Genomic DNA, 22,495 nt, shown 5'->3' on the forward strand with positions numbered 1-22,495 from the left:
ATCCTGTTGATGCGGATCAAGGCCCGGACCTGGCCTGCGGGTTAGGCTGGTGGCCCGAAAGGACCCCCCATGCCCGACGCCAGCGACATCGTTTTCCGCGCGACCGGCCTGACCAAGGTCTATCGCAACGGCGCGCTGGAGGTGCATGCCTTGCGCGGGATCGACTTCCAGGCGCGCAAAGGAGAGTTCATCGTCATCCTGGGGCCCTCGGGGTCGGGGAAGTCGACGTTCCTGAACATCGTCGGCGGGCTGGACCGGGCCTCGGGCGGTGAGGTCTGGTTCGAGGACCATCAGCTGACCGCCCTGGACGAAGGCCAGCTGACGCAATACCGCCGCGACCATGTCGGCTTTGTCTTCCAGTTCTACAATCTGGTGCCCAGCCTGACCGCGCGAGAAAACGTCCAGCTGGTGACCGAGATCGCCCGCCGCCCGATGCGGGCCGACGAGGCCTTGGCGCTGGTCGGTCTGCAGGACCGGGCGAACCACTTTCCGGCGCAACTGTCCGGCGGCGAGCAGCAACGGGTCGCCATCGCGCGGGCCATCGCCAAGAACCCCGAGGTGCTGCTGTGCGATGAACCCACGGGGGCTCTGGACAGTGCCACGGGCATCAAGGTGCTGGAGGCGCTGACCCAGGTGAACCGGACCGTGGGGGCGACGACGCTGGTCATCACCCATAACGCCGCCATCCGAGATATCGCCGACCGGGTGATCCGCTTTGCCGACGGGCGGATCGTCGAGGAAGTGGTCAACGCGGTGAAAAAGCAGCCGTCAGAGGTGGCGTGGTGATCGCACCCCTGCGACGCAAGGTTCTGCGCGACCTCGCCCGGCTTTGGGCGCAGGTGCTGGCCATCGCGCTGGTGCTGGCGGCGGGGGTGGCGACGCTGATCCTGGGGAACGGCGCCTACAGTTCGCTTTATGAGACGCGGGCGCGCTATTACGACGAGAACCGCTTTGCCGAGATCTTCGCGGACGTGACCCGCGCGCCAAGGGCGCTGCTGGGCGAGGTGGCCGCGCTCGAGGGTGTGCTGGACGCCGAGGCGCGGATCGTCAAGCTGGGGCTGATGGACCTGCCGGGCATGGTCGAGCCGGGGTCGGTCCTGTTCGTCTCGCTGCCGGAACCGGGCGGGCTGAACCGGCTTTATCTGCGGCGGGGACGCCTGCCCGAGCCGCTGTCGGCGGACGAGATCGTGGTCAGCGAGGGGTTCGCCGCTGCGCATCGGCTGGGGCCGGGGGACCTTTTGCCGGTGCTGATGAACGGCCAGCGGCGCGCGTTGCGGATCACGGGCGTCGCGCTCTCGCCCGAGTTCATCTATGCGCTTGGTCCCGGCCAGATGATGCCCGACCCGCGCCGGTTCGGCGTGGTCTGGGCGCCGCGCGCCGGGCTGGAGGCCGCCTATGACCTGGAGGGCGCGTTCTCGAACCTGGTCCTGAACCTGGCCCCCGGTGCCAACCCTGACCGCGTGATCGAGGCGCTGGACCGGCTGACCGAACGCTATGGCGGGGTGGGGGCCACGGGCCGCGCGGACCAGATCAGCCATGCCTTCCTGGATGCCGAGTTGAAGCAGCTACGGGCGATGGTCCGCGTCCTGCCGCCGATCTTTCTGCTGGTTGCCGCGATGCTGGTGAACATGACGCTGACCCGCCTGATCGCCCTGGAGCGCGAGCAGATCGGGCTTCTGAAAGCCATCGGCTATACCTCGCGCGCGGTGGCGCAGCATTATGTGGAATTCGTGGTGCTGATCGCGGTGGCGGGCATCGGGATCGGCTTTGCCGCAGGGGCCTGGCTGGGGGTGGGGCTGGCGCAGATGTATGCGCGGTTCTTTTCGTTTCCCTACCTGGTCTTTACCCGTGATCCGCAGCTTTACGGGGTGGCGGCGGTCATCACTCTGGCTGCCGCGGTGGCGGGTGCGCTTTACGCGGTGCGGTCGGTGGTGCAACTGCCGCCCGCCGTCGCGATGGCCCCCCCGTCGCCTGCGGTCTACCGCGCGCGTGGCGCTTGGCTTCGCGGGGTTATGCAGTTGCGGCAGACCGGGGTGATGGTCGCGCGCCACTTGATGCGCTGGCCGTTCCGGACCGCCAGTTCCACCTTGGGCGTGGCGATGGCGGTGGCGATCCTGGTCGCCTCGCTGTGGTCCTTCGGGTCCATTGACCGGATGATCGACATCACCTTCTTCCGATCCGAACGTCACGATGCGCAGATCGTCTTTGGCACACCCGAGCCGATGCCGGCGGTCTTTGCCGCGCGCAACCTGCCCGGTGTGATGGCAGCCGAACCCTTCCGCCAGGTTGCGGCGACGATCAGTCACCGGGGGCGCGAGAAGACGCTGGCCATCATCGGCCGCCCGACCGATCCGCGCCTGTCGCGGGTCCTGGACCCGGAGTTGCGGCCGATGCCGATGCCGGACGCGGGCCTGATCCTGTCCGAGGCCTTGGCCGAGGCCCTGCAGGTCCGCCCCGGCGACCGGGTGACGGTGAAGGTGCAAGAGGGCCGCCGCATGACCGTTACCTTGCCGGTCAGCGGGCTGTCGGTCGGCTACGTGGGCCTTGGTGCCGCGATGGAGATCGGCGCGCTGAACCGGCTGATGGGCGAGGGGGCGCTCGTTTCGGGCGTCAGCCTTCAGCTTGACCCGCTGCAGACTGCCGCCTTCTATGCCGCCGCCAAGGCCACGCCAAAGACCGAGCTGGTCAGCGTCACCAGCCTGATGCTGACCCGTTTCCGCGAGACGCTGGCCGAAAACATCACCGTGATGGTTACGGTCTATGTCGTCCTGGCCGGGATCATTGCGGTGGGCGTCGTCTACAACTTTTCCCGCATTGCGCTGTCCGAACAGGGGCGGGAGCTGGCCAGCCTTCGGGTCCTGGGCTTCACCAACCGTAAGGTTTCAGGGGTGCTTTTTGGCGAGCTGGGCATAGTGGTCCTGCTGGCGCAGCCCTTGGGCTGGCTGATCGGCTACGGCATTGCCTCGGCGATGGCGGCGGCGTTCTCGTCGGACCTTTACCGCGTGCCCTTCGTCGTTCAGCGCGACGTCTATGCCATCGCCAGCCTTGTGGTCTGCGCCGCGGCCCTGGTCTCGGCCTGGGCGATCCGGGGGCGGATCAACAATCTGGACATGATCGAAGTCCTCAAGACACGGGAGTAGCCAATGCGCCGCCTGATCCCCATCGCTGCCGCCCTTGCCGTGCTGGCCTTCCTGGTCTGGGCCTTCCTGCCGCGCGCGGTCGAGGTGGAACTGGCCGAGGTTGCCGCCCGCCCGCTGGAAGTGGCCGTCGAGGAAGAGGGCGAGGCGCGCATCCGCGAGGTCTTCACCGTCTCGGCCACCATTGCGGGCAAGTTGCAGCGCATCGGGCTTCATGCCGGGGATGAGGTAAGCGAAGGCCAACCCGTCGCCAGCATCGGCCCGGCAGCGCCCGTCCTCTTGGACAGCCGCGCACGCGCGGTGGCCGAAGCGGCGGCGGCGGCGGCGCAGGCTGCCACGGACCTTGCCCGCGCGCAGCTGGCACAGGCCGAAGCCAACCGGGACTTCGCGCAAGGCGAGGCGAACCGGGCGGTGGCGCTGTTCCAGAAGGGGGCGATGTCGGCCCGCGCCTATGATACGGCGATCCGCGAACAGAAGACGGCCGAGGCTGCGGTCTCAAGCGCGGTGGCGAACCTGGCCGTGCGCGAAAAGGAACTGGAAAGCGCGGTTGCCATGCTGCGGTCTGAGGGTCCGGGCAATGGGTCCTTCTGCTGCGTCGACATGCTTGCTCCGGTGTCGGGCAAGGTCCTGCGGGTGCTGACGGAAAGCGAGCAGGTGGTGCAACCCGGCACGCCGATCCTGGAGCTGGGTGATCCCGGCAATCTGGAGATTGTGGTCGAGCTTCTGTCGCGCGACGCGGTGCGGGTGGCCGAGGGTGCAGCGGCCACGGTCTATGGCTGGGGCGGTCCCTCGGTCGCGGCGGTGGTGGAGCGGGTGGAGCCTTCGGCGGTGACCCGGGTCTCGGCCCTGGGGATTGACGAGCAGCGGGTGACGGTGGTGCTGCGCCTGACCGGCGCGGCCGGGGACTGGCAGGGGCTGGGCCACGGCTTTCGCGTCATCGCGCGGATCGCGCTTTGGCGGGAGGAAGGGGTTCTGACCATTCCGGTGGGGGCCCTCTTTCGCGATGGGCCGGACTGGGCGACTTACGCCGTCCGCGATGGCCGGGCCGAGGTGCAGCGCATCACTTTGGGCGAGCGGAACGAGGATTTTGCTCAGGTGCTGGATGGTCTGGCGGCGGGGGACCGGGTGATCCTGCACCCGTCCGATCAGGTGACGGCCGGGGTCAGCGTTGCGCCGGTGCCGGGACAGTAGTCACAGCATCGACCACAGCGCGGCCAGCCCCGCCACCACGAAAACCGCGCCCGCGCCGATCATGTAGCCCATGTAGTCCTGCCAAAGGCTGGACCGGCCTTCCGGGACATGATGGGCCAGGGGCGGGGTCTGCGACTTTGGCGGCGCGTCGGTCAGGGCGGCGGGCAGGGGGCCGCCCTCTTCGGCGATGCGGATCCAGTCCAGCCAGTCGCCGGCCGACTGGATGCGGTCGCGCGGCATGACGCGGACGGACTTGTCGATCGCCTCGAGAAAGCCCTTGGGGTAGCCCTCGTACCGGCCGGCCAGCGGCACGTAGGGATCAGCCTCGCCTTCGGCCACGCGGGCGAGACGGCGCTGGCTTTCCGGCGGGGCCTGGCCGGTGATGACGTGGTAGAAGGTGGCACCCAGCGAATAAAGGTCGCTGGCGGGGCTTTGTTCGGCCCCGGTCAGATAGAATTCCTGTGGCGAGTAGCCTTCCTTGATCACCCGCCGCCCGGTCAGGACCCGGGTCGCGCGGGCGACCTGTTCGCTGGCCGCGCCAAAGTCGATCAGGATCGGATTGCCGGACTTGTCGACCAGGATGTTGTCGGGCGAGATGTCGCGGTGCAGGATGCCGACCTGGTGAATGAATTCGACCGCCGAGAGCATCTTCTTCAGCAGGCCGACGATCTGGTCGGGCGTGAAGGCCTGGTCGGTGGAATCCAGGATGTCGTGCAGATCGCGCCCGTCGATATAGTCGATCGCCATGTAGGCGGTGTCGTTATCCTCGAACACCTGATGGACGCCGACGATGTTCGGATGCACCAGGCGGGCCAGGCTTTTCGCTTCCGCGAGGAAACTGTCGACGAAACCCCGGAAATCGCCCTGATGCTTGCGCGACCGGGCGCGGACAAAGCTGGTCGACCGACGGCACAGCGTGTTCGGAAAACACTCTTTGATGACCACGGTCCGGTCCAGGCTGTCCTTGGCCAGATAGGTGATCCCGAAGCCGCCGCTGTTGAGAAAGCCGATGATCGTGTAGTGCCCGCCCAGAAGCTGGGTCCCCGGCTTCAGATCATCGGCGAACGCGTCGGGATCGACGCGGCCCAACTCGGCCTCGAGCTGATTGCTGATCTGTGTCGGGCTCTGCGTCACTGGTCATTCCCAAACGGCTGGTCACTCATCACTCGCTGGCGGCAGAGCGGAGCCGCGCCAGCATCACAGAACAAGCTTTCCCCTGGGTAAATCGCCTTAGACTACGCCCCCTCGGCGATCTGCCCGTGGGTCATTCTACGCAATCCGACCTTTGGCGCGCAAACCTGCAACGCATGGGTTCGACTGCGCAAATGCGCACATTCCAGTATGCGCAGTTTGGCATCAGTTTCGGCATGGGCGCAACATGTTGATCCTGATTGTAAAAATGGAACAGACGGCCGCGTGAGCCGCGACTTTCGCTTGCATCCACTGTGACAAAAACGTCAGTAATCCCAGTGGGATGCGCCGCTATCCCGCCGCAATGTCATCCAGTGCGCGCAGAAGTGGCCCCTTCGACAACCCAGGATTGCAATCGCGTTGAGGGTTAATCCTTCCAAAGCGATTCGATTTGTTCACTCAGCAGTCCAGGGTTCCGGCGCGCGCCCTGGCCGCAGGATCTGGAATGTGCGTGCGGGCAGGGTCTGCCAGTCGCCTGCGGTCCCATCCGGCCAAAGGACCCGCATCTCGACCGTCTGCGCTCTGCCAAGCCCGAAATGCAGCCAGCCGACCGAGCCCGAGACATGCCCGCCGCCCGAGGTGATCTCGTGCCGTTCGACCTTGTCGCCGCGCCGGATCTCGATGACCGCGCCGATGGCATCGCGGTTGGGGGTGTCCTGTTGCAGGCGGACCTGGACCCAGCCGCCGTCCAGCGCCCCGGTCTGCCGCCAAAGCTGTGCGGTCTGCCACCGGTTCACCACGGCGAGGTCCAGCAGGCCGTCCAGGTTGAAGTCCACCAGCTGCGCGCCGCGGCTGATCGCAAGGCTTGCGACGCCGGCGCGGTCCCCGGCTTCGACGAAGACGCCGTCCGGCTGGCCCAGGAGCAGGTTGTTGGGGTCCTTTGCCGCAAAGTCGGGCATCTGCGCCACGTTCCCTTTGGCAACAAAAAGGTCCAGAACCCCGTCATTGTTCACGTCCGCGAATTGCGGATGCCAGGCGGTCGAGGGTTTGAGGTCGCCCCCGGTATAGGGCCGGTGCGCCGTGATCCCGTACTTGAAGGCGATATCGGCAAATTCGGGCTTGCCCGAGGCAGGGTCCTTCAGGACCTGCAGCTTGTTGTCGGCCATCGAGGTCAGGTAATAATCCGGGTAGCCGTCCAGGTTCACGTCGGCGCTGGCGATCCCCATTCCCCAGATGCGCAGACGCTTCCAACCATCCTCGGCCTCGGTGTACAGGCGTGGCGGCTGACCGGGTTCCAGATGCCACATCTGTTCCTGCCCGCCCTTGTAGTATTCCCGGTCGTTCGACACGCGCAAGGACGGGTGGCCCGAGCGGTTCCAGTCGGTGAAGAGCATCGACAAGGCGCAATGCGACGGGGTCAGCGGCAACGGCGAGGCGAACCGGTCACCCTCTGGCCGATGCAGCCAGTTGTCGGTGCAGGACCCCCAGGGAAAGGCCTCTTCGGTGCGGTCGACATAGTTGCCGACGGCCAGCGTGGGCCAGGTCTGCCCGCGTTCCCAGATCGCGGCAAAGGCGGTCGACCAGGCGTCGCCGCCGTCAAAGCCCCAAACCTGGGTCGCATCCTCGAACCTGCAGTCGCCAAGGCCGCGGAGCAGGCGGTTTTCGCCCAGACGCAGGACCACGAGGTCCATCGTGCCGTCGCTGTCGATGTCCAGGGGATAGGCCCCCAGAACGGCATCCAGCGTCACGGCATCGGTCTTCTGGAACGCCAGCGCCCCACCTTGCGGGCTGCGGTTCAGATAAAGCGCCGAGGCGCCCGCGCCCCCCGACAGGAAGAGCTCGGGGAAACCGTCGCCGGAACAGTCGAAAGTCGCAACCCCGCCGCCGACCATGTAGTCCCAGTCGCCGTCAAAGACCGTGGTGATCCCGGCGCTGGCGGTTTCCTCGGTAAAGGTCGGGACCACCGGCTCGGCCAGGGCGGGGGCGGCAAGGGCCAGTGTCAGAAGGGCTGCGCGCATCAGGCTTCCGTCCGCAAGGCGGCGGCATAGGCCCCGACGGCGCGGCCCTGGTCCAGACCGGCCTGATTGCCAAAGCGGAAGTGGATGCCGCCGTAAAGCCTTGAAAGCGCAGCTTCTTCCGCAGCGGCGGCGAAGGAAGGGAAGCGGCGCGGCTCGAACCCCTCATCGACGTGCGTCGCGTCGTCGAAGGCGAAATCCTTGCCCAGAACCGAAGTCAGAACTGTCGAGGCCGCGCCGGATTGGGTGGAATGGCCCGAGGTGTACTCGGGGAAGGGCGGGGTGATCAGCAGCGGCTCCCACGCCGGGTCGATGTGGCGCTTGATGTAGGTGACGGGGCGCAGAAGGTTGTATTTGAACTTGGTGGACCAGCACGAGATGAAGGCATCCGCCTGTGCCACGCCCAGCTTTGCGAGTGTCGAGGAAATGACCTCGACCGGAAGCGCGTCGCGGTCGGCGATCTGCAGGACGATGGCGATCCAGTGGCCCGCCGGGGTCGGGGTCAGCATCGGGTCGTCGGACCAGAAGCGGGCGATCAGCCGTTGTTCGTCAGTCAGGGCGCGGGACGTGTCGTAGACCTCCAGCGCGGCGGCATGGAAGTCTGTGCCCGGCGCCTCGTCATAGGCGGGGTGCGGGGGGGCGTCGCAGGCGTCGGCGGCAGGCATGGCGAAGGGGCGGTTCTGCGCCCACTGCGGCAGAAGCGGGGCCTGCTGGAGCCGGATCAGGTTCGTGGGCACCCAGTCCTGCGGGCGGGTCCCGGGGGTATACTCAATCGGGAAGCCCATGTTTGCGATCACCGCGCCGCCGTCGGTTGCGGCCCAGGTCAGGATATGGTCCGCCACGGCCTGACCGGCGGCCACGCTGCGCGCCACCACCTCGGCGGCGATGCCGTCGCTGGCCATCTCGCCCATCTTGCGCGCCATCGCCTCCATCGCGCGCTGGCCGGTGGGGCCGGTGTTCGAGAAAAGGTTGGTCACAGCGGCGGTCAGGGCGGCGTGCAGGACGCAAGGCTCGTCATGCTCACCCGCGGCGCGCGGGGGAAGGGGGGGCAAGGCGGTCAGCTGCCCGGCGAGGCTGCGCAAGGCGGGGTTGCCGGTCGCCAGCGCCTCATGCGCGGTGATGCCGATATAGGCGAAGGCGCGGGCGGCAACGGGGGGGACATAGGTCGCGGTGTGGCGCACCAGTTCCAGGATCAGCTTGTGCCACATCAAGAGCACCTCGCGCGAGACGTCGGCGCGGTTGGCAGCATGGGCGGGCTTCAGTGACAACGCGAACGGCGCGGAAATGGTGAACCCAAGCACCTGGCGGCGATGAAATGGCATGGTATCCTCCCCAATCGCTGCGTTTCTGTCACGCGGCAAGAGGTGAGGCAAATCCTTTCCGTGTGGCCGTAGTCAGTGCCGCCCGGTCAGCCAGTTTCCCACCGCCGCCAGCTTTGACGGCCCCGCGCCGGGCCGGTCCTCGCGCCGGTCGGCGGCGTTCAGAAGCGCATACATCCCGTGGACGCCCAGCCAGCGGAAGGGCTCTGGCTCCCAGTCCTTTACGCGGCGGTTGACCCAGGGCAGGTGCACAAGGTCGGTGTCGCGGGCCAGCGTCAGGTCGGCCAGCGTCCGGCCGGCAAGGTTCGAGGTGGACACCCCCACGCCCACATAGCCCCCGGCCCAGCCAAGCCCCGTCACCGGGTCCAGCCCCACGGTCGCGCACCAGTCGCGTGGGACACCCAGGACGCCGCACCAGGCGTGGTCGATCTGCGCGTTGCGAGCCGCCGGGAAATGCCGGTGCAGGATCGCCGTCAGCCGCCGGATCGTCTCGGGGTCGGGCGCGCCGTTGGTGTCAAGGCTGGAGCCATAGCGGTACGGCACCCCCCGCGCGCCGACGGTGATCCGGCCTTCGCGGGTGCGCTGGCAGTAGCAGTAGGCATTGGCGAAATCCCCCACAATTTCATGGGCCTGCCAGCCGATCTGATCCCAGACCTCGGGCGGCAGCGGTTCGGTCGCGATTTGGGCCGAGTTCATCGGCAACCACTCGCGCTTTCGCCCCGGCAGCCCTGCGGTAAAGCCTTCGGTGCAGCGCAGGATGACCGGGGCCTGCACCGTGCCGTGGTCGGTTGTCACGACGCCCGGCTCGTAGCCCGTGACTGTGGTGCCTTCGACGATGCGCACCCCCAGGCGTTCGACCGTGCGCGCCAGCCCGCGGACCAGCTTGGCCGGCTGGATGCGCGCCACATTCGTCACCACCATCGCCCCCAGCGCGCCGGGGATGCGGATGCGGTCCGACAGGTCGCGGGCGTTCATCTCGAACACCCGGCCCTCTTCGCCCCAGTGGCGGCGATGCGCGACCTCGGCTTGCATCCGGCCGACCTGGGCGGGTTTCGTCGCCACCATCAGCTCATCCGTGCGCTGGATGTCGGCGTCGATCCCTTCTGCCCCGGCCACGCGGATCACCTCGTCCACCGTGCCGTTCATCGCCTCGACCATGCTGCGGACCGCGTGTTCGGACGAGCTTTCCAGATACCGCGCGTGGTTCCAGGCGAAGCCGCCCGTGAGCCAGCCACCGTTCCGCCCCGAGGCGCCAAAGCCTGCGAAGTCCTTCTCGATCACCAGAACATCCAGCGAGGGCATCGCCTGCTTCAGGTAGTAGGCGGTCCAAAGGCCGGTATAGCCCGCCCCGATGATCGCCACATCCGCCGTCCGGTCCCCCGCCAGGGGCGCGCGGCGGTAGGGCTGCCCGATGTCGGCATACCAGAACGAGACGTCTCCGATCCGCATGGCTCCCCCTTGTTTCCGGCCAAGGGGCCACAGGCCTGCCCGCTTTTCAAGGCCGAAAGCCGGTTGCCTTCGCCCTGTCCTCCACCGATGCTGCGCAAAAACCACGGGGAGTGAGATGCAGGGCTTCTTCGTTGCCGGGCCAGCTGACGACGGCGATCCGGTCACCGGGCATTATTACGAGGTCGCCTCGAACGACCCCGCGCGCCCGCAGGTCTGGGGCTATACGGCGGCGCTGTCTTATCGGCCGGGCGAGACCCTGCGCCTGCACGCCATGTCCAGCGCCCCAACGGCCCGGCTGACCATCGCCCGCGACGGGCTGACCCCGTTCAGTGTGGTGCAGACGACCATTGCCACCCGTTTCGCCACGACCCCCGCCGACTGTTCGGTCACGGGCTGCGGCTGGCCGGTGGCTTTCGAAACCGCGATCCCCGACCACTGGCCTACGGGCGTCTACACCGCAACGCTGGAGGTCGAGGGCCACCGCTCACATGCGATGTTCGTCCTGAAGCCCGCCCAAGCCACCGCAAAGCTGGCGCTGATCCTGGCGACCGGGACCTGGTGCGCCTACAACGACTGGGGTGGCTCGAACCATTATCAGGGCCTTTGCGGCCCGACGGGCGGCGATTTCGCGGCCGAGGTCAGCACCTTGCGCCCCTGGACCACGGGCTTTGTCCGCTGGCCCGAAGATGCGCCCCGCATTCCCCATGCCTCGCCCCTGCTGACCCGCCCGCGCTATCCGCATATGGACTACGCCCGCGCCAACGGCATTTCGAAGAAATACGCCTCGTCGGGCTGGGCGGCCTTCGAGCGGCCCTTTGCCTTGTGGGCGGAAGCGCAGGGCATCGCGCTGGACTATGTCACCCAGCACGACCTGCACGCCGATCCCCGGCTTCTGGACGGATATGGCCGCGCCGTCATCGTCGGCCATGACGAATACTGGACCTGGGAGATGCGCGACCACCTGGACGCCTGGGTAGACCGGGGCGGCCAGCTGGCGCGCTTTGGCGGGAACTTCTTCTGGCAGACGCGGCTTTCGTCCGACCTGCTGACCCAGACCTGCTACAAGTCCCGGGCCGAGGCCGAGGACCCCCTTGCGGCTACCGACCGGATCACCAGCTACTGGGACCACCCCCAGGCCCGCCGCCCTGCCGTGGCCACGATGGGCCTCACCGGCAGCATGGGTGTCTATGCTGGATGGAGCCGCTGCGCCGCGCACGGGTCCGGCGGCTTCACCCTTTACCGCCCCGACCACTGGTCGATGGCGGGGACCGGGCTTGGCTATGGCGACGTCCTTGGCGCGAAATCGACGATCTTCGGCTACGAGGTCGACGGGATCGACTACGAGATCCGGAAGGGTCTGCCTTACCCTGCGGCGGACACCGGGCTGGAAGGTGAGCTGACCATCGTCGCCCTTTCGCCCGCCACGACGCTGGCCCACCACACCGGCGCGCAGGACATGGACCAGTTCATCGGCACGCTGGACGCCGAGGAGGTTGCGCAGAAGGTCTACGGCGCGGTCACGCCCGAGACCCTGGGCCTTGCCAGCCGCGGCAATGGCTGCATGGCGGACTACCGTCGGGGCAGGGGGGCGGTGTTCAATGCGGGTTCTTGCGAATGGGTCGCGGGGCTGATCGCCCGGGACGGCCCGGTCGAAGCGGTGACGCGGAACATCCTGCTTGGGACCTGGGGCTGAGCACCCCCTTCCCCCGCGCGCGGCCTTAGGCTAGGCCTTGCGCCATGTTGAGCCTGACGAACCTTGCGGTGGCCCGGGGCGGCGTCACGGTCCTGCGCGGCGTGACGCTGACAGTCGCGGCCGGTCAGGCGCTGATCCTGCGCGGGCCGAACGGGTCGGGCAAGACGACGCTGCTGCGGACGCTCGCTGGCCTGCAACCGCCTGCGGAGGGGACTTGCGCTCTGCCCCCTGACAGCGTCGCCTATGCCGCCCATGCCGACGGGCTGAAATCGACGCTGACTGTGGCCGAAAACCTGAGCTTCTGGTCGCGTATCTATGGCGGCCCGGCGATTGACCACGCCCTGACCGCGCTGAACCTGACCCAGCTGACCCGCCGCCGCGCGGGGGAGCTCTCTGCCGGTCAGAAGCGCCGCCTGGGCCTGGCGCGCCTGCTGGTGACGGGTCGTCCGGTCTGGCTTCTGGACGAGCCGACCGTCAGCCTGGACGTGGCCTCGGTCGCGATGTTCGCCGATGTGGTCCGCGGCCACCTTGGCAACGGGGGCCTTGCCGTGATCGCCACCCATGTCGACCTGGGCCTGCCCGAGGCGACGATCCTGGACCTTGACCCCTACCGCGCGCGGGTGATCCAGAGCACCGGCTTTGACGAGGCTTTCGCATGAAGGCCCTGCTCCTTCGCGATCTGGCACTGGCGTTCCGGTCGGGTGGCGGCTTCGGGCTGGGGCTGGCATTCTTTTTCCTGCTGTCGGTCCTGGTCCCCCTGGGCGTCGGACCCGAGGGTGGGACGCTGGGCCGCATCGCCCCCGGCATCCTGTGGGTGGGCGCGCTTCTGGCCTGCCTTCTGTCGCTGGACCGCATCTTTGCGCTGGACTTCGAGGACGGCTCGCTTGACCTTCTGGCCACCGCGCCGATCCCGCTGGAGGCCGTTGTTGCCATCAAGGCGCTGGCGCATTGGCTGGTCACCGGCCTGCCGCTGACCCTGATCGCGCCCGGTCTGGCCGTGTTCCTGAACCTGCCTGCGGGCGGCTATGGCTGGCTGGTGGCAAGTCTTCTTCTTGGCACCCCGGCGCTGTCGGTGATCGGAGCTTTCGGGGCCGCCCTGACCGTCGGTCTGCGGCGTGGCGGCCTTCTCCTGAGCCTTCTGGTCCTGCCGCTTTACGTGCCGACGCTGATCTTCGGCGGAGAGGTCGTGCGCCGCGGGGCCGAGGGAATGGCGCTGACCACCCCCCTTGCGCTTTTGGCGGCCATCAGCCTGGGTGCGGCGGCCCTGCTGCCCTTTGCGGCCGCAAGTGCGATCCGCGTCAATTTGCGCTAAACCTCTCGCGCGATGGTGTGTTGAGCGGGAACCAAGGACAGGATAGGCAACGGCCCATGTCGATCTGGGAATATGCGAACCCGAAGAAGTTCATGGCACTCTCGGCCCGGGCCTTGCCCTGGGCGGTGGGGCTGACGGTCATTCTGCTGGTGGTGGGCCTGGTCTGGGGCTTTTTCTTCACGCCGGACGACTACAAGCAGGGCTCGACGGTCAAGATCATCTACCTGCATGTGCCCTCGGCGATGATGGCGATCAATGCCTGGGTGATGATGCTGGTCACCTCGCTGATCTGGATCGTCCGCCGCCACCATGTCAGCGCACTGGCCGCCAAGGCAGCCGCCCCCGTGGGCCTGACCTTCACGTTGATCGCGCTGGTCACCGGGGCGCTTTGGGGCCAGCCGATGTGGGGGACCTGGTGGGCCTGGGACCCAAGGCTGACCTCGTTCCTGATCCTGACCCTGTTCTACTTTGGCTACATGGCGCTGTGGGCCGCGATCGAGGACCCGGATACGGCGGCCGACCTGACCTCGATCCTGTGCCTGGTGGGGTCGGTCTTCGCGCTTTTGTCGCGCTATGCGGTGAACTTCTGGAACCAGGGGCTGCACCAGGGGGCATCCCTCAGCCTGGACAAGGAAGAGAACGTCGCGGACGTCTTCTGGGTCCCGCTCCTCGTCTGCATCGCGGGGTTTGTCCTTCTGTTCGTGACGATGGTCCTGCTGCGGACCCGGACGGAAATCCGGGCGCGGCGGCTGAAGGCGCTCTTGGCGCGGGAGAGGGTGGCATGATGCCGGACCTGGGAAAATACGCCGTGGCGGTACTGGGGTCCTATCTGGCGACGGCGGTGCTGATCGCAGCCCTGGTGGGGCTGACGCTGTGGCAAGCGGCGCGGACGCGCCGTGCGCTGGCCGAGGTCGAGGCGCGGCAGGGGAAGTCGGATGGCTAGGTGGCTGATGGTGCTGCCCCCGGTCCTCTTCGCGGGGCTGGCGGGGCTGTTTTACGCGGGGATGTACCGCGACAATCCGGGCGAACTGCAATCGGTCTTCGTCGGCCGACCGGCCCCCGTCCTGCCAATGACGGCGCTGCCGGGCATCCCGGGCGTGGCCGATGCCGACCTGCGGACCGGAGAGGTGACGGTGGTCAACTTCTGGGCGACCTGGTGCCCGCCGTGCCGGGCCGAGCATCCTCAGCTTCTGGCAATGGCGGCGGACGGGGTGCGGGTGGCGGGCGTCAACATCATGGACGACGACGAAAAGGCGGTCGCCTACCTGGCCGAGGAGGGGAACCCCTTCATCGGCGTCGCGACCGACCCGAACGGACGCAACCGGGTGGAATGGGGGGTGACCGCCCCGCCGGAGACCTTCATCGTCGGCGGGGACGGGACCGTCCTTTTCCGCTTTGTCGGTCCGCTGATCGGGACGGATTACGAGACCCGATTCCTGCCCGAACTTCAGAAGGCGCTGGCCGGCGGGGCGTAGAAACCGCGCTTGGGCAGGGTTAGGTGTCCCTGACATCAAGGGCTTGGGCGCCGGTGGTCAGGAACGGTCAACCTGATCGGGCGGTGGGCCAACCCCGCGCGAAGGCGCGGGAACGGCCCACCCTACGTGCCTTGCGCCTTAGATCAACGCCAGCGCCAGGACGAAGGCCAGCGCGGCGAGGAGCGTGAGGTCGACGGGGGCCGGGACGGGCAGGGTGCGGCTGTCGGAACGGGTCAGCGCGGACTGCGGACGGAGCGGCGGGAAACGGTCTGACATGACATAAGCCTTCTGGCTGGGGATAGGGCCAGATTGCGCGCCGAAGTGAGAACAAAAAGTGAAAGCCCGGGGATTGCCCGGGCTTTCTTGGGAAACAATCGGTTTCCAGAATCAGGACGCTGCGAGGTTCCGCAGGACGTAATGCAGGACGCCGCCGTTCTCGACGTATTCGACCTCGATCTCGGTATCGATCCGGCATTTCAGCTGGATGACCTTCTCGGTGCCGTCGGCATAGCGGATGGTGCAGGGCACGGTCGAAAGCGGCTTCAGCCCGCCTTCCAGCCCGCCGATGCTGACCACCTCGTCGCCTTTCAGGCCCAGCGACTTGCGGGTGTCGCCGCCGGTGAACTCGAACGGGATGACGCCCATGCCGACAAGGTTCGAGCGGTGGATACGCTCGAACGATTCGGCGATGACGGCCTTGACGCCCAGAAGCGCGGTGCCCTTGGCGGCCCAGTCGCGCGACGAGCCTGCGCCGTATTCGATGCCGCCGAAGATCACCAGCGGTGTGCCCTGCGCCTGATAGGCCATCGAGGCGTCGTAGATCGAGGTCTGCTGCCCGTCCGGCCCCTTGGTGTAGCCGCCCTCGACCCCATCGAGCATCTCGTTCTTGATGCGGATGTTGGCGAAGGTGCCGCGCATCATCACCTCATGGTTGCCGCGCCGGGCCCCGTAGGAGTTGAACTCGCTGACCGGAACTTGCCGTTCCGTCAGATACTTGCCAGCCGGAGTTGAGGCTTTGAATGAACCGGCAGGCGAGATGTGGTCGGTGGTGATCATGTCGCCCAGAAGCGCCAGCACCCGCGCGCCGGTGATGTTCCTGATGACCCCGGGCGTGGCCGACATGCCCTGGAAATAGGGCGGGTTCTGGATGTAGGTCGAGGTCGGCGGCCAGTCGTAGACCTCGCTATCGGTGATCTCGACGGCCTGCCACTTGGCGTCGCCCTTGAAGACATCGGCGTATTTCGACTGGAAGGCTTCGCGCGTCACGACCGCGTGGACGATGTCGGCGATTTCCTTGTTCGTCGGCCAGATGTCTTTCAGATAGACCGGCTGCCCGTTCGACCCTGTGCCGAGCGGTTCGGTCGTGAGGTCGATGTTCATGTCGCCCGCCAGCGCATAGGCGACGACCAGCGGCGGCGAGGCGAGGTAGTTGGCGCGGACATCGGGGGAAATCCGGCCCTCGAAGTTGCGGTTGCCCGACAGGACGGCGGCGGCCACGAGGTCGCCTTCGTTGATCGCCTTGGAAATCTCGGGCTGCAGGGGACCCGAGTTGCCAATGCAGGTGGTGCAGCCGTAGCCGACAAGGTTGAAGCCGACGGCGTCGAGGTCTTCCTGCAGGCCCGCGGCGTTCAGGTATTCCGACACGACTTGGCTTCCGGGGGCGAGCGAGGTCTTGACCCACGGCTTGCGGTTCAGACCCAAAGCGCGGGCCTTGCGCGCCACCAGACCTGCGCCGATCAGCACATAGGGGTTCGACGTGTTGGTGCAGGAGGTGATCGAGGCGATCACGACCTTGCCCGAGGAGAGGGTGTAGCCTTCGCCCTCGACGGCCACTTCCTTGCCCTGCGGGCGCTTGAAACTGGCCTCCATCTCCTTGGCGAAGGACGCCTTGGCGTCGGTCAGCGGCAGGTAGTCCTGCGGGCGCTTCGGGCCGGAAATGGCGGGGACAATAGTGGACATGTCGAGGTGCAGGGTCGAGGTGTAGACCGGGTCGTAGTCTGGGCCGCGCCACATGCCGTTGGCTTTGGCATAGGCTTCGACGAGGGCGATGCGGCCTTCGTCGCGGCCGGTCATGTGCATGTAGCGCAGGGTTTCATCGTCGATCGGGAAGAAGCCACAGGTGGCGCCGTATTCCGGGGCCATGTTGGCGATGGTCGCGCGGTCGGCGAGTGGGAGGTGGTCCAGCCCCTCACCGTAGAATTCGACGAACTTGTTCACCACGCCGTGTTTCCGCAGCATCTGGACGACCTTCAGGACCAGGTCGGTCGCCGTGGTGCCTTCCATCATCGCGCCGGTCAGCTTGAAGCCGACGACCTCGGGGATCAGCATCGAGACGGGCTGGCCCAGCATCGCGGCCTCGGCCTCGATCCCGCCGACGCCCCAGCCAAGGACGGCAAGGCCGTTGACCATCGTGGTGTGGCTGTCGGTGCCGACAAGGGTGTCGGGATAGGCGACCAGGTTGCCGTTCTGGTCGGTGTCGGTCCAGACGGTCTGGGCGAGGTATTCCAGGTTCACCTGGTGGCAGATGCCGGTGCCGGGGGGCACGACGCGGAAGTTGTTGAAGGCGTTCTGGCCCCATTTCAGGAAGACGTAACGCTCCATGTTCCGCTCATATTCGCGGTCCACGTTCATCTGGAAGGCGCGGGGGTGGCCGAATTCGTCGATCATCACCGAGTGGTCGATCACAAGGTCCACCGGAACCAGCGGGTTGATCTTGGCGGCCGAGCCCTTGAGGCCCTTGATCCCGTCGCGCATCGCGGCAAGGTCGACGACGGCGGGGACGCCGGTGAAGTCCTGCATCAGCACGCGGGCCGGGCGATAGGCGATCTCGATCGGGTTCTGGCCGCCGTTCTTGCCCCAGGTGGAGAAGGCCTTGATGTCATCGACCGTGACGGTCTTGGCATCCTCGAACCGCAGCATGTTTTCGAGCACCACCTTCAGCGCGGCGGGGAGCCGGGAGAAATCGCCCAGGCCCGCGGCCTCGGCTGCCGGGATGGAATAGTAGTGGACCGTCTGGCCCCCTGCGGTCAGGGTCTTGCGGGTCTTCGACAGGTCATGTCCAACGGTGACGGTCATCTCTTGCTCCCTTGAAAGGCGGTGGCTTGCTGCTTGTATACCATTGTATGCCGAATATCCAGCCCTGCTGTGCGCCATTCCTACAGCATGTGACAGGTCTCTCGCAAAACCTTGATTGGCTCGTGGCGGGACAGCTTCCTATAACGAGGTGGGGATAAATGATCGGGATAGGCACCATGCGACATTTCGTCAGCGCGGCATGCGGGTTGTGGCTTGCGGCCGCAGCGCAGGTTCAGGCCGAGCCGGTGGTGGTTGTCGAGCTTTACACCTCGCAAGGGTGTTCGTCCTGCCCGCCGGCGGATGATTTCGTGGCGATGCTGGCCTCGAACCCGCAGATCCTGCCGCTGGCGCTGCATGTCGACTATTGGGATTACATCGGCTGGGCGGACAAGTTCGCCAATCCGAAGTTCACCGACCGCCAGCGCGCCTATGCCAAGGCGGTGGGGTCGCGGACGATCTACACGCCACAGCTGATCATCGGCGGGGCGGACCGGATCGAGGGATTCGCGCCGGAAGAGACCGCTAACCGGCTCCGCGCCCATATGGAGGCGGGGACGACAGTGCGGCTGATGGTCACGCGCGAGGGCGACCGGCTGGTGATCCGGGCCGAGGCCGATCCACCGCTGACCGAACCGGTGCGGGTGCAGCTGGTGCGCTACAAGCCCGAAGAGACGGTGCTGATCGAGCGTGGCGAGAATGCGGGCAAGACGGTGACCTATACCAATATCGTGACGTCGTGGGAGCGGATCGGCGACTGGTCCGGGCAGGAGCCGCTGGAGCTGACGGCTCCGTTCGCGGGGGACCAGCCGGGCGCGGTGATCGTGCAGCACGATGGACCGGCAGCGATCCTGGCGGCGGCCCGGGTCGACTGATCCCGAGCGGGCGGTGGGTCAACCCGCGCCAGGGCGCGGAACGACCCACCCTACTGGCCGCCGCCCTTCCAGCGCCGGTGGATCCAGAACCATTGGCCGGGATGGTCCTTGACCCGCGCCTCCAGCGCCCGGGTCAGCGCCTCGGTCATCGTCCGGGCGTCGCTGTGCGGGATGGGAGCGTCGAGATCGACCTGGAAGCTTAGGCCGTCCGGCTGGCGGGTCGCGAAGAAGGGGATCAGGTCGGCCTTCAGCCGGAGGGCCAGCTGTGCGGCCGATAGGGCCGTGCGGGCCGGGTGGCCGAGGAACGGCAGGGCGACGCCGGTGGCCACGTCCTGATCAAAGAGCAGCACCAGTTGCCCGCCCTCTTTCAGGTGCCGCACGAATCCGGCCGTCCCGGCGCGCCCTTGCGGGAAGACCGGGCCGCCGAACGCCTCCATCGTGCGGACGTAATGCGCGTTGAAGTAGCGGTTCGAGAGGTTCCGGTAGAGCCCGCCGATGTCGAAGCCTTGCGCCACCAGAGCCGCGCGCGCGGCTTCGTAATTTCCGAAATGGCCGGAGACGAGGATCACGGGTCGCTTCGCCTGACGTGCGGCAAGAAGGGCGGGATAACCCGGACCCTGCGGTTCTATTCTGGCGGCGCGGGCGGTGAAGGCGCGGGTCGAGTAGTTCTCGATCAGGGTGCGACCGGCATTGTCCAGCGAGGCCGCCGCGATGGCCTGCCGCTGCGCTGCGGGCAGGTCGGGCCAGACGAGCGCGAGATTTTCCAGCGCGCGCTGACGGTAGCCCGCGAGGGGGCCGATCACCCGCCGCATCAGCCAGCCCATCAGGCCCACACGCCAGGGATAGGGCAGGGCCAGGGCCAGCCCGATCAGCCCGCGCGCCGCGAGGTTGACCAGGAAATGGTCGGGGCGGAAAGGGGGATCGGCATCCTGTGACATGCGGCTTCTAGGCTGCAGGCGCGCGCGACGCCCGGTGTTCGCGGTGCCAGACATAAAGACCCGCCCCCACGATCACAAGCGCACCGATCACCGTCCAGCGGTCGGGCCACTGGTCATAGAGCACCGCGCCCCAGAACGTGGCGAAGACGATCCCCAGATAGGCAAAGGGGGCGACGATCCCGGCCTCGGTGATGGAAAAGCTGCGGATGATGCACAGCTGCGCCCCGGTGCCAAGGCAGGCGATCAGGCCGAACTGCCAGAGGTCCTGCGTGGCAATGGGTTGCCAGACGAAGGGCAGGGCGGCCCCGGCCACGATGGTGCCGAAGAGGGCGGCGTAGACCATCGAGGCCCAGACGCTTTCCTGCGCGCCGATCTTGCGGGTCAGCAGCGCGCTGATCGTGTAGGACAGCGCGCACATCAGCGGCAGGATCGCCCACCAGGTGAAGACGCCCGCGCCCGGCCGGATCACGATCAGCGCGCCGATCAGGGCGACAACGACGCCCGCAATGCGCCGGGGGCCAAGCTTTTCGCCCAGGAAGAGTGCCGCCCCAAGAGTGATGAGAACCGGGTTGATGTCGGCGATGGCGGTGGCCTCGGCCAAACCGATGAACGGCAGCGACAGAAAGAAGAAGGTGGTCGCCCCGAACTGCGAGGCCGAACGCCAGAAATGCAGGACCGGGAACCGGGTGCGCAGGACCGGGACAAGGTGGTGGCGCAGGATCAGCAGGACCAGCACCAGCTGACCGGCAAACCGGACCCAGATCACCTGTGGCGCGGGATAGCGCGCGATCAGGCCCTTGGCCGTGGCATCCATCGCGGTGAAGAGGAAGATCGCAAGGATCATCAAGGCCACGCCGCGCGTGACGGAAGGGATGGTGACGGCGGACATGGGTCCGTTCTAGGCGGCAGGGCGCGAGGCTGCAAGGGTGGGCTGTCCTGCGGCCGACGGAGGCCGTCATATCGGCGCGGCGACCTGCCACGCGCCGCAGGTCGCTGCAGGGCCGGTTTGCCCGGGCCGGGTCAGCCAGTATCGCGCAAGGCTGGAACCAGTGACCAGCGCGGGATCTGAAGTATTGCGCACAGACCAGCGCGGCAGACCTTCCTGCGCGCATGGCCCCGGCTTGGGCGAACGGCGAGCGGCCCTCAGTCCTCCTCCTCCTGGATCAGGGTGATCTCGCCCGAGGCTTCCAGCGTGCGGATCGCGCCGATGATCGCGTTCATCGCCTCTTCTGCGTCCTTGTCCTTGACGCGGCCCCGAGTGGCCATTTCCTCCCGCAGGCCCTGGGCCAGGCGTTGCGAGATGTTGGACAGCAGGAAGTCGGCCGCCTCCTCCAGGCCGGGCTTGCCCGCTGCGGCGGCAAGTGCGGTGACAAGCTGGGGCTGTTCCACCAGGCGGGTGATCTTCGGTGCGTCGCGCGGGTTCAGGCGGGCCGGGATGTGGACGAAGGTGAAGATCGCCTTGCGCACCTCGGCCGCGAAGGCGGCATCCTCGGCTTCCAGACCCAGCAGGACGTCATCGCGGGTCAGCGAAGGCGAGATGTTCAGGATCGCGCCCACCCGTTGCACCGGACCTTGGTCAAAGGCCTTGGGCGGCTGGTTGTCCAGTTCCGCCAAAAGGGCCGCACCGATGCGGCGGACGGTCTCGGGATCGACATTGCCGGTCATCGACACGGCATAGGCCACCCGGCGCGCGCGTTCGCCGGGCAGCTTGCCCAGGATTTCGGCCGCCTTGGCGACAGGAAGCTTCGACAGCATCACGGCGCCAACCTCGACCGCCTCGTTCAGCAGGATCGGCATCAGACGGTCAATCGGCAGCTGGATGATCCGCTCCCACGGGTCGACCTTGGACGAGGCCGAAGACATCCGCCTCAGCCGCTGGGCCGCGGATTGCGAGATGTGGCCGTCCATCATGGCCAGCGCCCCTTCGATCCCGCCGGGGAAGGCAAGACCGACGGATTCAAGTTCGGCCAGGAATTCCGACACCACCTCGTCCAGCGTGGTCCGGTCCACCAGCCGCATCTGCCCCATCTGTTCGGCCAGGGCGGACTGCATGTGTTCGGGCAGCGAGGACAACGGCAGCGAACTGCCCTCGGTCAGAAGGTAGCGGACAATCACCGCCGCCTTCTGCCGTGAGGTCAAAGCCCGCCTCGGCAGGGTCTGCATCGTCGTGATCCGGCGATCCGGGGTGATCCGGGCCAGGGGCGCCATGTCTTGCGGCATCAGGTCCTCATCGATTCGACAAGGTCAGCCTAGACGCCGGCAGGTTAACGGCTGCTTGACCGCGACCTAGCTGGACGGAGTTTCGACGCAGGTGCCCTTCACGGCGTCCCAGGTCGTCCCGGCCATGCAGCTGGCCGCCGTCTGTTCGCTGTGCTGGCCGACGCACTGGGCGAAGGCAAAGCCGGGGAGAAGGGCTATCGCCAGGGCGGCGAGGGTCGTTGCAGTCTTCATCGGTCGTCCTCCTTCTGGTCAGTAGGTGTAGGTTGCTCCGGTGGAAATGGCGGTGGCGAGCGCGGTTTCGGCCCAGGTGCCCTGGCCGCCGCGGGCGCGGATCGCGTCAAGTTGCACCTGTGCCCGCGCCGTGTCGTCCATCTGGACAAGAAGCTGGCCGTAGTAGCTGCGGGCAAGGATATTATCGGGGTTCAACGCTATGGCCCGTTGGTAGGCGGCGATGCCGGCGTCGATCCGGCCGGTCTTGCGCAGAAGGAAGCCCTGGTAGGTCATGACGCGGGACGTCTCGCCCTCGGTCATCAGGGCCAGGACCGCCAGAGCATCGTCATAGCGGCCCGCATAGGCCAGTTCGCGCACCGCGTCGTAGCGCTGGTCGTCGTTGAGGCTTTGATCCTCGGCCTTGATGCAGGCCTTGGTCTTTTCATCCCAGACCGTGC

Annotated in this window: 21 protein-coding genes; 10 read left to right on the forward strand and 11 right to left on the reverse strand. The window is 67.2% G+C overall.

Annotated elements, in window-relative coordinates; all coding sequences use genetic code 11:
* Positions 1–69 precede the first annotated feature (69 nt).
* The 3 genes from U1E69_RS11400 to U1E69_RS11410 are packed head-to-tail and all read left to right on the forward strand — an operon-like array spanning position 70 to position 4,328.
* Complete coding sequence (locus U1E69_RS11400) at positions 70–786, forward strand: ABC transporter ATP-binding protein (RefSeq protein ID WP_322244496.1); 717 nt, start codon at positions 70–72, stop codon at positions 784–786.
* Positions 783–3,140 carry an ABC transporter permease gene (locus tag U1E69_RS11405; protein ID WP_322244497.1) on the forward strand — a complete coding sequence of 786 codons (2,358 nt, stop codon included), beginning with the start codon at positions 783–785 and terminating at the stop codon, positions 3,138–3,140. Before U1E69_RS11400 ends, U1E69_RS11405 begins: the two co-directional genes overlap by 4 nt.
* A 3-nt stretch (positions 3,141–3,143) precedes the next feature.
* Entirely contained in the window at positions 3,144–4,328 is a 1,185-nt protein-coding gene (locus U1E69_RS11410; protein ID WP_322244498.1) for an efflux RND transporter periplasmic adaptor subunit, read from the forward strand.
* Here U1E69_RS11410 and U1E69_RS11415 read toward each other — a convergent pair whose 3' ends face one another.
* The 4 genes from U1E69_RS11415 to U1E69_RS11430 form a co-directional block, all read right to left on the reverse strand.
* A complete protein-coding gene (locus tag U1E69_RS11415) occupies positions 4,329–5,462 on the reverse strand; it encodes a serine/threonine-protein kinase (protein ID WP_322244499.1) in 1,134 nt (377 codons plus the stop codon). It lies immediately after the preceding gene.
* Positions 5,463–5,914: 452 nt separating this feature from the next.
* On the reverse strand, positions 5,915–7,477 hold the full coding sequence (locus tag U1E69_RS11420; protein WP_322244500.1) for a CRTAC1 family protein: 1,563 nt from the start codon (positions 7,475–7,477) through the stop codon (positions 5,915–5,917).
* Positions 7,477–8,796: a vanadium-dependent haloperoxidase gene (locus U1E69_RS11425; RefSeq protein WP_322244501.1), complete on the reverse strand. Its 1,320-nt coding sequence runs from the start codon at positions 8,794–8,796 to the stop codon at positions 7,477–7,479. Before U1E69_RS11425 ends, U1E69_RS11420 begins: the two co-directional genes overlap by 1 nt.
* A gap of 72 nt (positions 8,797–8,868) precedes the next feature.
* Entirely contained in the window at positions 8,869–10,242 is a 1,374-nt protein-coding gene (locus U1E69_RS11430) for an FAD-binding oxidoreductase (protein ID WP_322244502.1), read from the reverse strand.
* A gap of 115 nt (positions 10,243–10,357) precedes the next feature.
* Between U1E69_RS11430 and U1E69_RS11435 the strand changes: the two genes are divergently transcribed.
* Genes U1E69_RS11435 through U1E69_RS11460 form a run of 6 tightly spaced genes read left to right on the forward strand, consistent with a single transcriptional unit; the run spans position 10,358 to position 14,722 of the window.
* Positions 10,358–11,935 (forward strand): N,N-dimethylformamidase beta subunit family domain-containing protein, encoded by a 1,578-nt coding sequence (locus tag U1E69_RS11435; RefSeq protein ID WP_322244503.1) that lies wholly within the window; start codon positions 10,358–10,360, stop codon positions 11,933–11,935.
* Between the two features lie 44 nt (positions 11,936–11,979).
* Entirely contained in the window at positions 11,980–12,594 is a 615-nt protein-coding gene (ccmA, locus tag U1E69_RS11440) for a heme ABC exporter ATP-binding protein CcmA (protein WP_322244504.1), read from the forward strand.
* Complete coding sequence (gene ccmB / locus U1E69_RS11445; RefSeq protein ID WP_322244505.1) at positions 12,591–13,247, forward strand: heme exporter protein CcmB; 657 nt, start codon at positions 12,591–12,593, stop codon at positions 13,245–13,247. Before ccmA ends, ccmB begins: the two co-directional genes overlap by 4 nt.
* 56 nt (positions 13,248–13,303) lie before the next feature.
* A complete protein-coding gene (locus U1E69_RS11450) occupies positions 13,304–14,032 on the forward strand; it encodes a heme ABC transporter permease (protein WP_322244506.1) in 729 nt (242 codons plus the stop codon).
* Positions 14,032–14,190 (forward strand): heme exporter protein CcmD, encoded by a 159-nt coding sequence (gene ccmD, locus U1E69_RS11455; protein ID WP_416200276.1) that lies wholly within the window; start codon positions 14,032–14,034, stop codon positions 14,188–14,190. Before U1E69_RS11450 ends, ccmD begins: the two co-directional genes overlap by 1 nt.
* On the forward strand, positions 14,183–14,722 hold the full coding sequence (locus tag U1E69_RS11460; protein WP_322244508.1) for a DsbE family thiol:disulfide interchange protein: 540 nt from the start codon (positions 14,183–14,185) through the stop codon (positions 14,720–14,722). The genes ccmD and U1E69_RS11460 overlap by 8 nt, the downstream gene beginning before the upstream one ends.
* Before the next feature lie 138 nt (positions 14,723–14,860).
* Here U1E69_RS11460 and U1E69_RS11465 read toward each other — a convergent pair whose 3' ends face one another.
* Positions 14,861–14,998: a hypothetical protein gene (locus tag U1E69_RS11465; RefSeq protein WP_322244509.1), complete on the reverse strand. Its 138-nt coding sequence runs from the start codon at positions 14,996–14,998 to the stop codon at positions 14,861–14,863.
* A 111-nt stretch (positions 14,999–15,109) separates the two neighbouring features.
* On the reverse strand, positions 15,110–17,797 hold the full coding sequence (acnA, locus tag U1E69_RS11470) for an aconitate hydratase AcnA (RefSeq protein WP_322244510.1): 2,688 nt from the start codon (positions 17,795–17,797) through the stop codon (positions 15,110–15,112).
* Between the two features lie 176 nt (positions 17,798–17,973).
* Between acnA and U1E69_RS11475 the strand changes: the two genes are divergently transcribed.
* Positions 17,974–18,669 carry a DUF1223 domain-containing protein gene (locus U1E69_RS11475; RefSeq protein WP_322244511.1) on the forward strand — a complete coding sequence of 232 codons (696 nt, stop codon included), beginning with the start codon at positions 17,974–17,976 and terminating at the stop codon, positions 18,667–18,669.
* Positions 18,670–18,719: 50 nt separating this feature from the next.
* Here U1E69_RS11475 and U1E69_RS11480 read toward each other — a convergent pair whose 3' ends face one another.
* The 5 genes from U1E69_RS11480 to U1E69_RS11500 all read right to left on the reverse strand — a co-directional run.
* A complete protein-coding gene (locus U1E69_RS11480) occupies positions 18,720–19,607 on the reverse strand; it encodes a lysophospholipid acyltransferase family protein (protein ID WP_322244512.1) in 888 nt (295 codons plus the stop codon).
* Between the two features lie 7 nt (positions 19,608–19,614).
* Positions 19,615–20,496 carry a DMT family transporter gene (locus U1E69_RS11485; RefSeq protein ID WP_322244513.1) on the reverse strand — a complete coding sequence of 294 codons (882 nt, stop codon included), beginning with the start codon at positions 20,494–20,496 and terminating at the stop codon, positions 19,615–19,617.
* A gap of 254 nt (positions 20,497–20,750) precedes the next feature.
* Positions 20,751–21,827 carry a flagellar motor switch protein FliG gene (locus tag U1E69_RS11490; RefSeq protein WP_416200277.1) on the reverse strand — a complete coding sequence of 359 codons (1,077 nt, stop codon included), beginning with the start codon at positions 21,825–21,827 and terminating at the stop codon, positions 20,751–20,753.
* Between the two features lie 66 nt (positions 21,828–21,893).
* Positions 21,894–22,058, reverse strand: a complete 165-nt coding sequence (locus U1E69_RS11495) for an adenylosuccinate lyase (RefSeq protein WP_322244514.1) — start codon at positions 22,056–22,058, stop codon at positions 21,894–21,896.
* Between the two features lie 18 nt (positions 22,059–22,076).
* Positions 22,077–22,495: tetratricopeptide repeat protein (locus U1E69_RS11500; RefSeq protein ID WP_322244515.1), on the reverse strand; the 419-nt coding region annotated here is incomplete at its 5' end.

Source organism: Tabrizicola sp. (assembly GCF_034366665.1).
In the GTDB taxonomy this organism is placed as follows: Bacteria; Pseudomonadota; Alphaproteobacteria; order Rhodobacterales; family Rhodobacteraceae; genus Tabrizicola.

Coding starts and splice junctions, on each gene's coding strand:
- U1E69_RS11400 (WP_322244496.1), top strand. CDS start 70: ATGCCCGACGCCAGCGACATCGTTTTCCGCGCGACCGGCCTGACCAAG.
- U1E69_RS11410 (WP_322244498.1), top strand. CDS start 3,144: ATGCGCCGCCTGATCCCCATCGCTGCCGCCCTTGCCGTGCTGGCCTTC.
- U1E69_RS11420 (WP_322244500.1), bottom strand. CDS start 7,477: ATGCGCGCAGCCCTTCTGACACTGGCCCTTGCCGCCCCCGCCCTGGCC.
- U1E69_RS11425 (WP_322244501.1), bottom strand. CDS start 8,796: ATGCCATTTCATCGCCGCCAGGTGCTTGGGTTCACCATTTCCGCGCCG.
- U1E69_RS11430 (WP_322244502.1), bottom strand. CDS start 10,242: ATGCGGATCGGAGACGTCTCGTTCTGGTATGCCGACATCGGGCAGCCC.
- U1E69_RS11435 (WP_322244503.1), top strand. CDS start 10,358: ATGCAGGGCTTCTTCGTTGCCGGGCCAGCTGACGACGGCGATCCGGTC.
- ccmA (WP_322244504.1), top strand. CDS start 11,980: ATGTTGAGCCTGACGAACCTTGCGGTGGCCCGGGGCGGCGTCACGGTC.
- ccmB (WP_322244505.1), top strand. CDS start 12,591: ATGAAGGCCCTGCTCCTTCGCGATCTGGCACTGGCGTTCCGGTCGGGT.
- U1E69_RS11450 (WP_322244506.1), top strand. CDS start 13,304: ATGTCGATCTGGGAATATGCGAACCCGAAGAAGTTCATGGCACTCTCG.
- ccmD (WP_416200276.1), top strand. CDS start 14,032: ATGCCGGACCTGGGAAAATACGCCGTGGCGGTACTGGGGTCCTATCTG.
- U1E69_RS11460 (WP_322244508.1), top strand. CDS start 14,183: ATGGCTAGGTGGCTGATGGTGCTGCCCCCGGTCCTCTTCGCGGGGCTG.
- U1E69_RS11465 (WP_322244509.1), bottom strand. CDS start 14,998: ATGTCAGACCGTTTCCCGCCGCTCCGTCCGCAGTCCGCGCTGACCCGT.
- acnA (WP_322244510.1), bottom strand. CDS start 17,797: ATGACCGTCACCGTTGGACATGACCTGTCGAAGACCCGCAAGACCCTG.
- U1E69_RS11475 (WP_322244511.1), top strand. CDS start 17,974: ATGCGACATTTCGTCAGCGCGGCATGCGGGTTGTGGCTTGCGGCCGCA.
- U1E69_RS11480 (WP_322244512.1), bottom strand. CDS start 19,607: ATGTCACAGGATGCCGATCCCCCTTTCCGCCCCGACCATTTCCTGGTC.
- U1E69_RS11485 (WP_322244513.1), bottom strand. CDS start 20,496: ATGTCCGCCGTCACCATCCCTTCCGTCACGCGCGGCGTGGCCTTGATG.
- U1E69_RS11490 (WP_416200277.1), bottom strand. CDS start 21,827: ATGCCGCAAGACATGGCGCCCCTGGCCCGGATCACCCCGGATCGCCGG.
- U1E69_RS11495 (WP_322244514.1), bottom strand. CDS start 22,058: ATGAAGACTGCAACGACCCTCGCCGCCCTGGCGATAGCCCTTCTCCCC.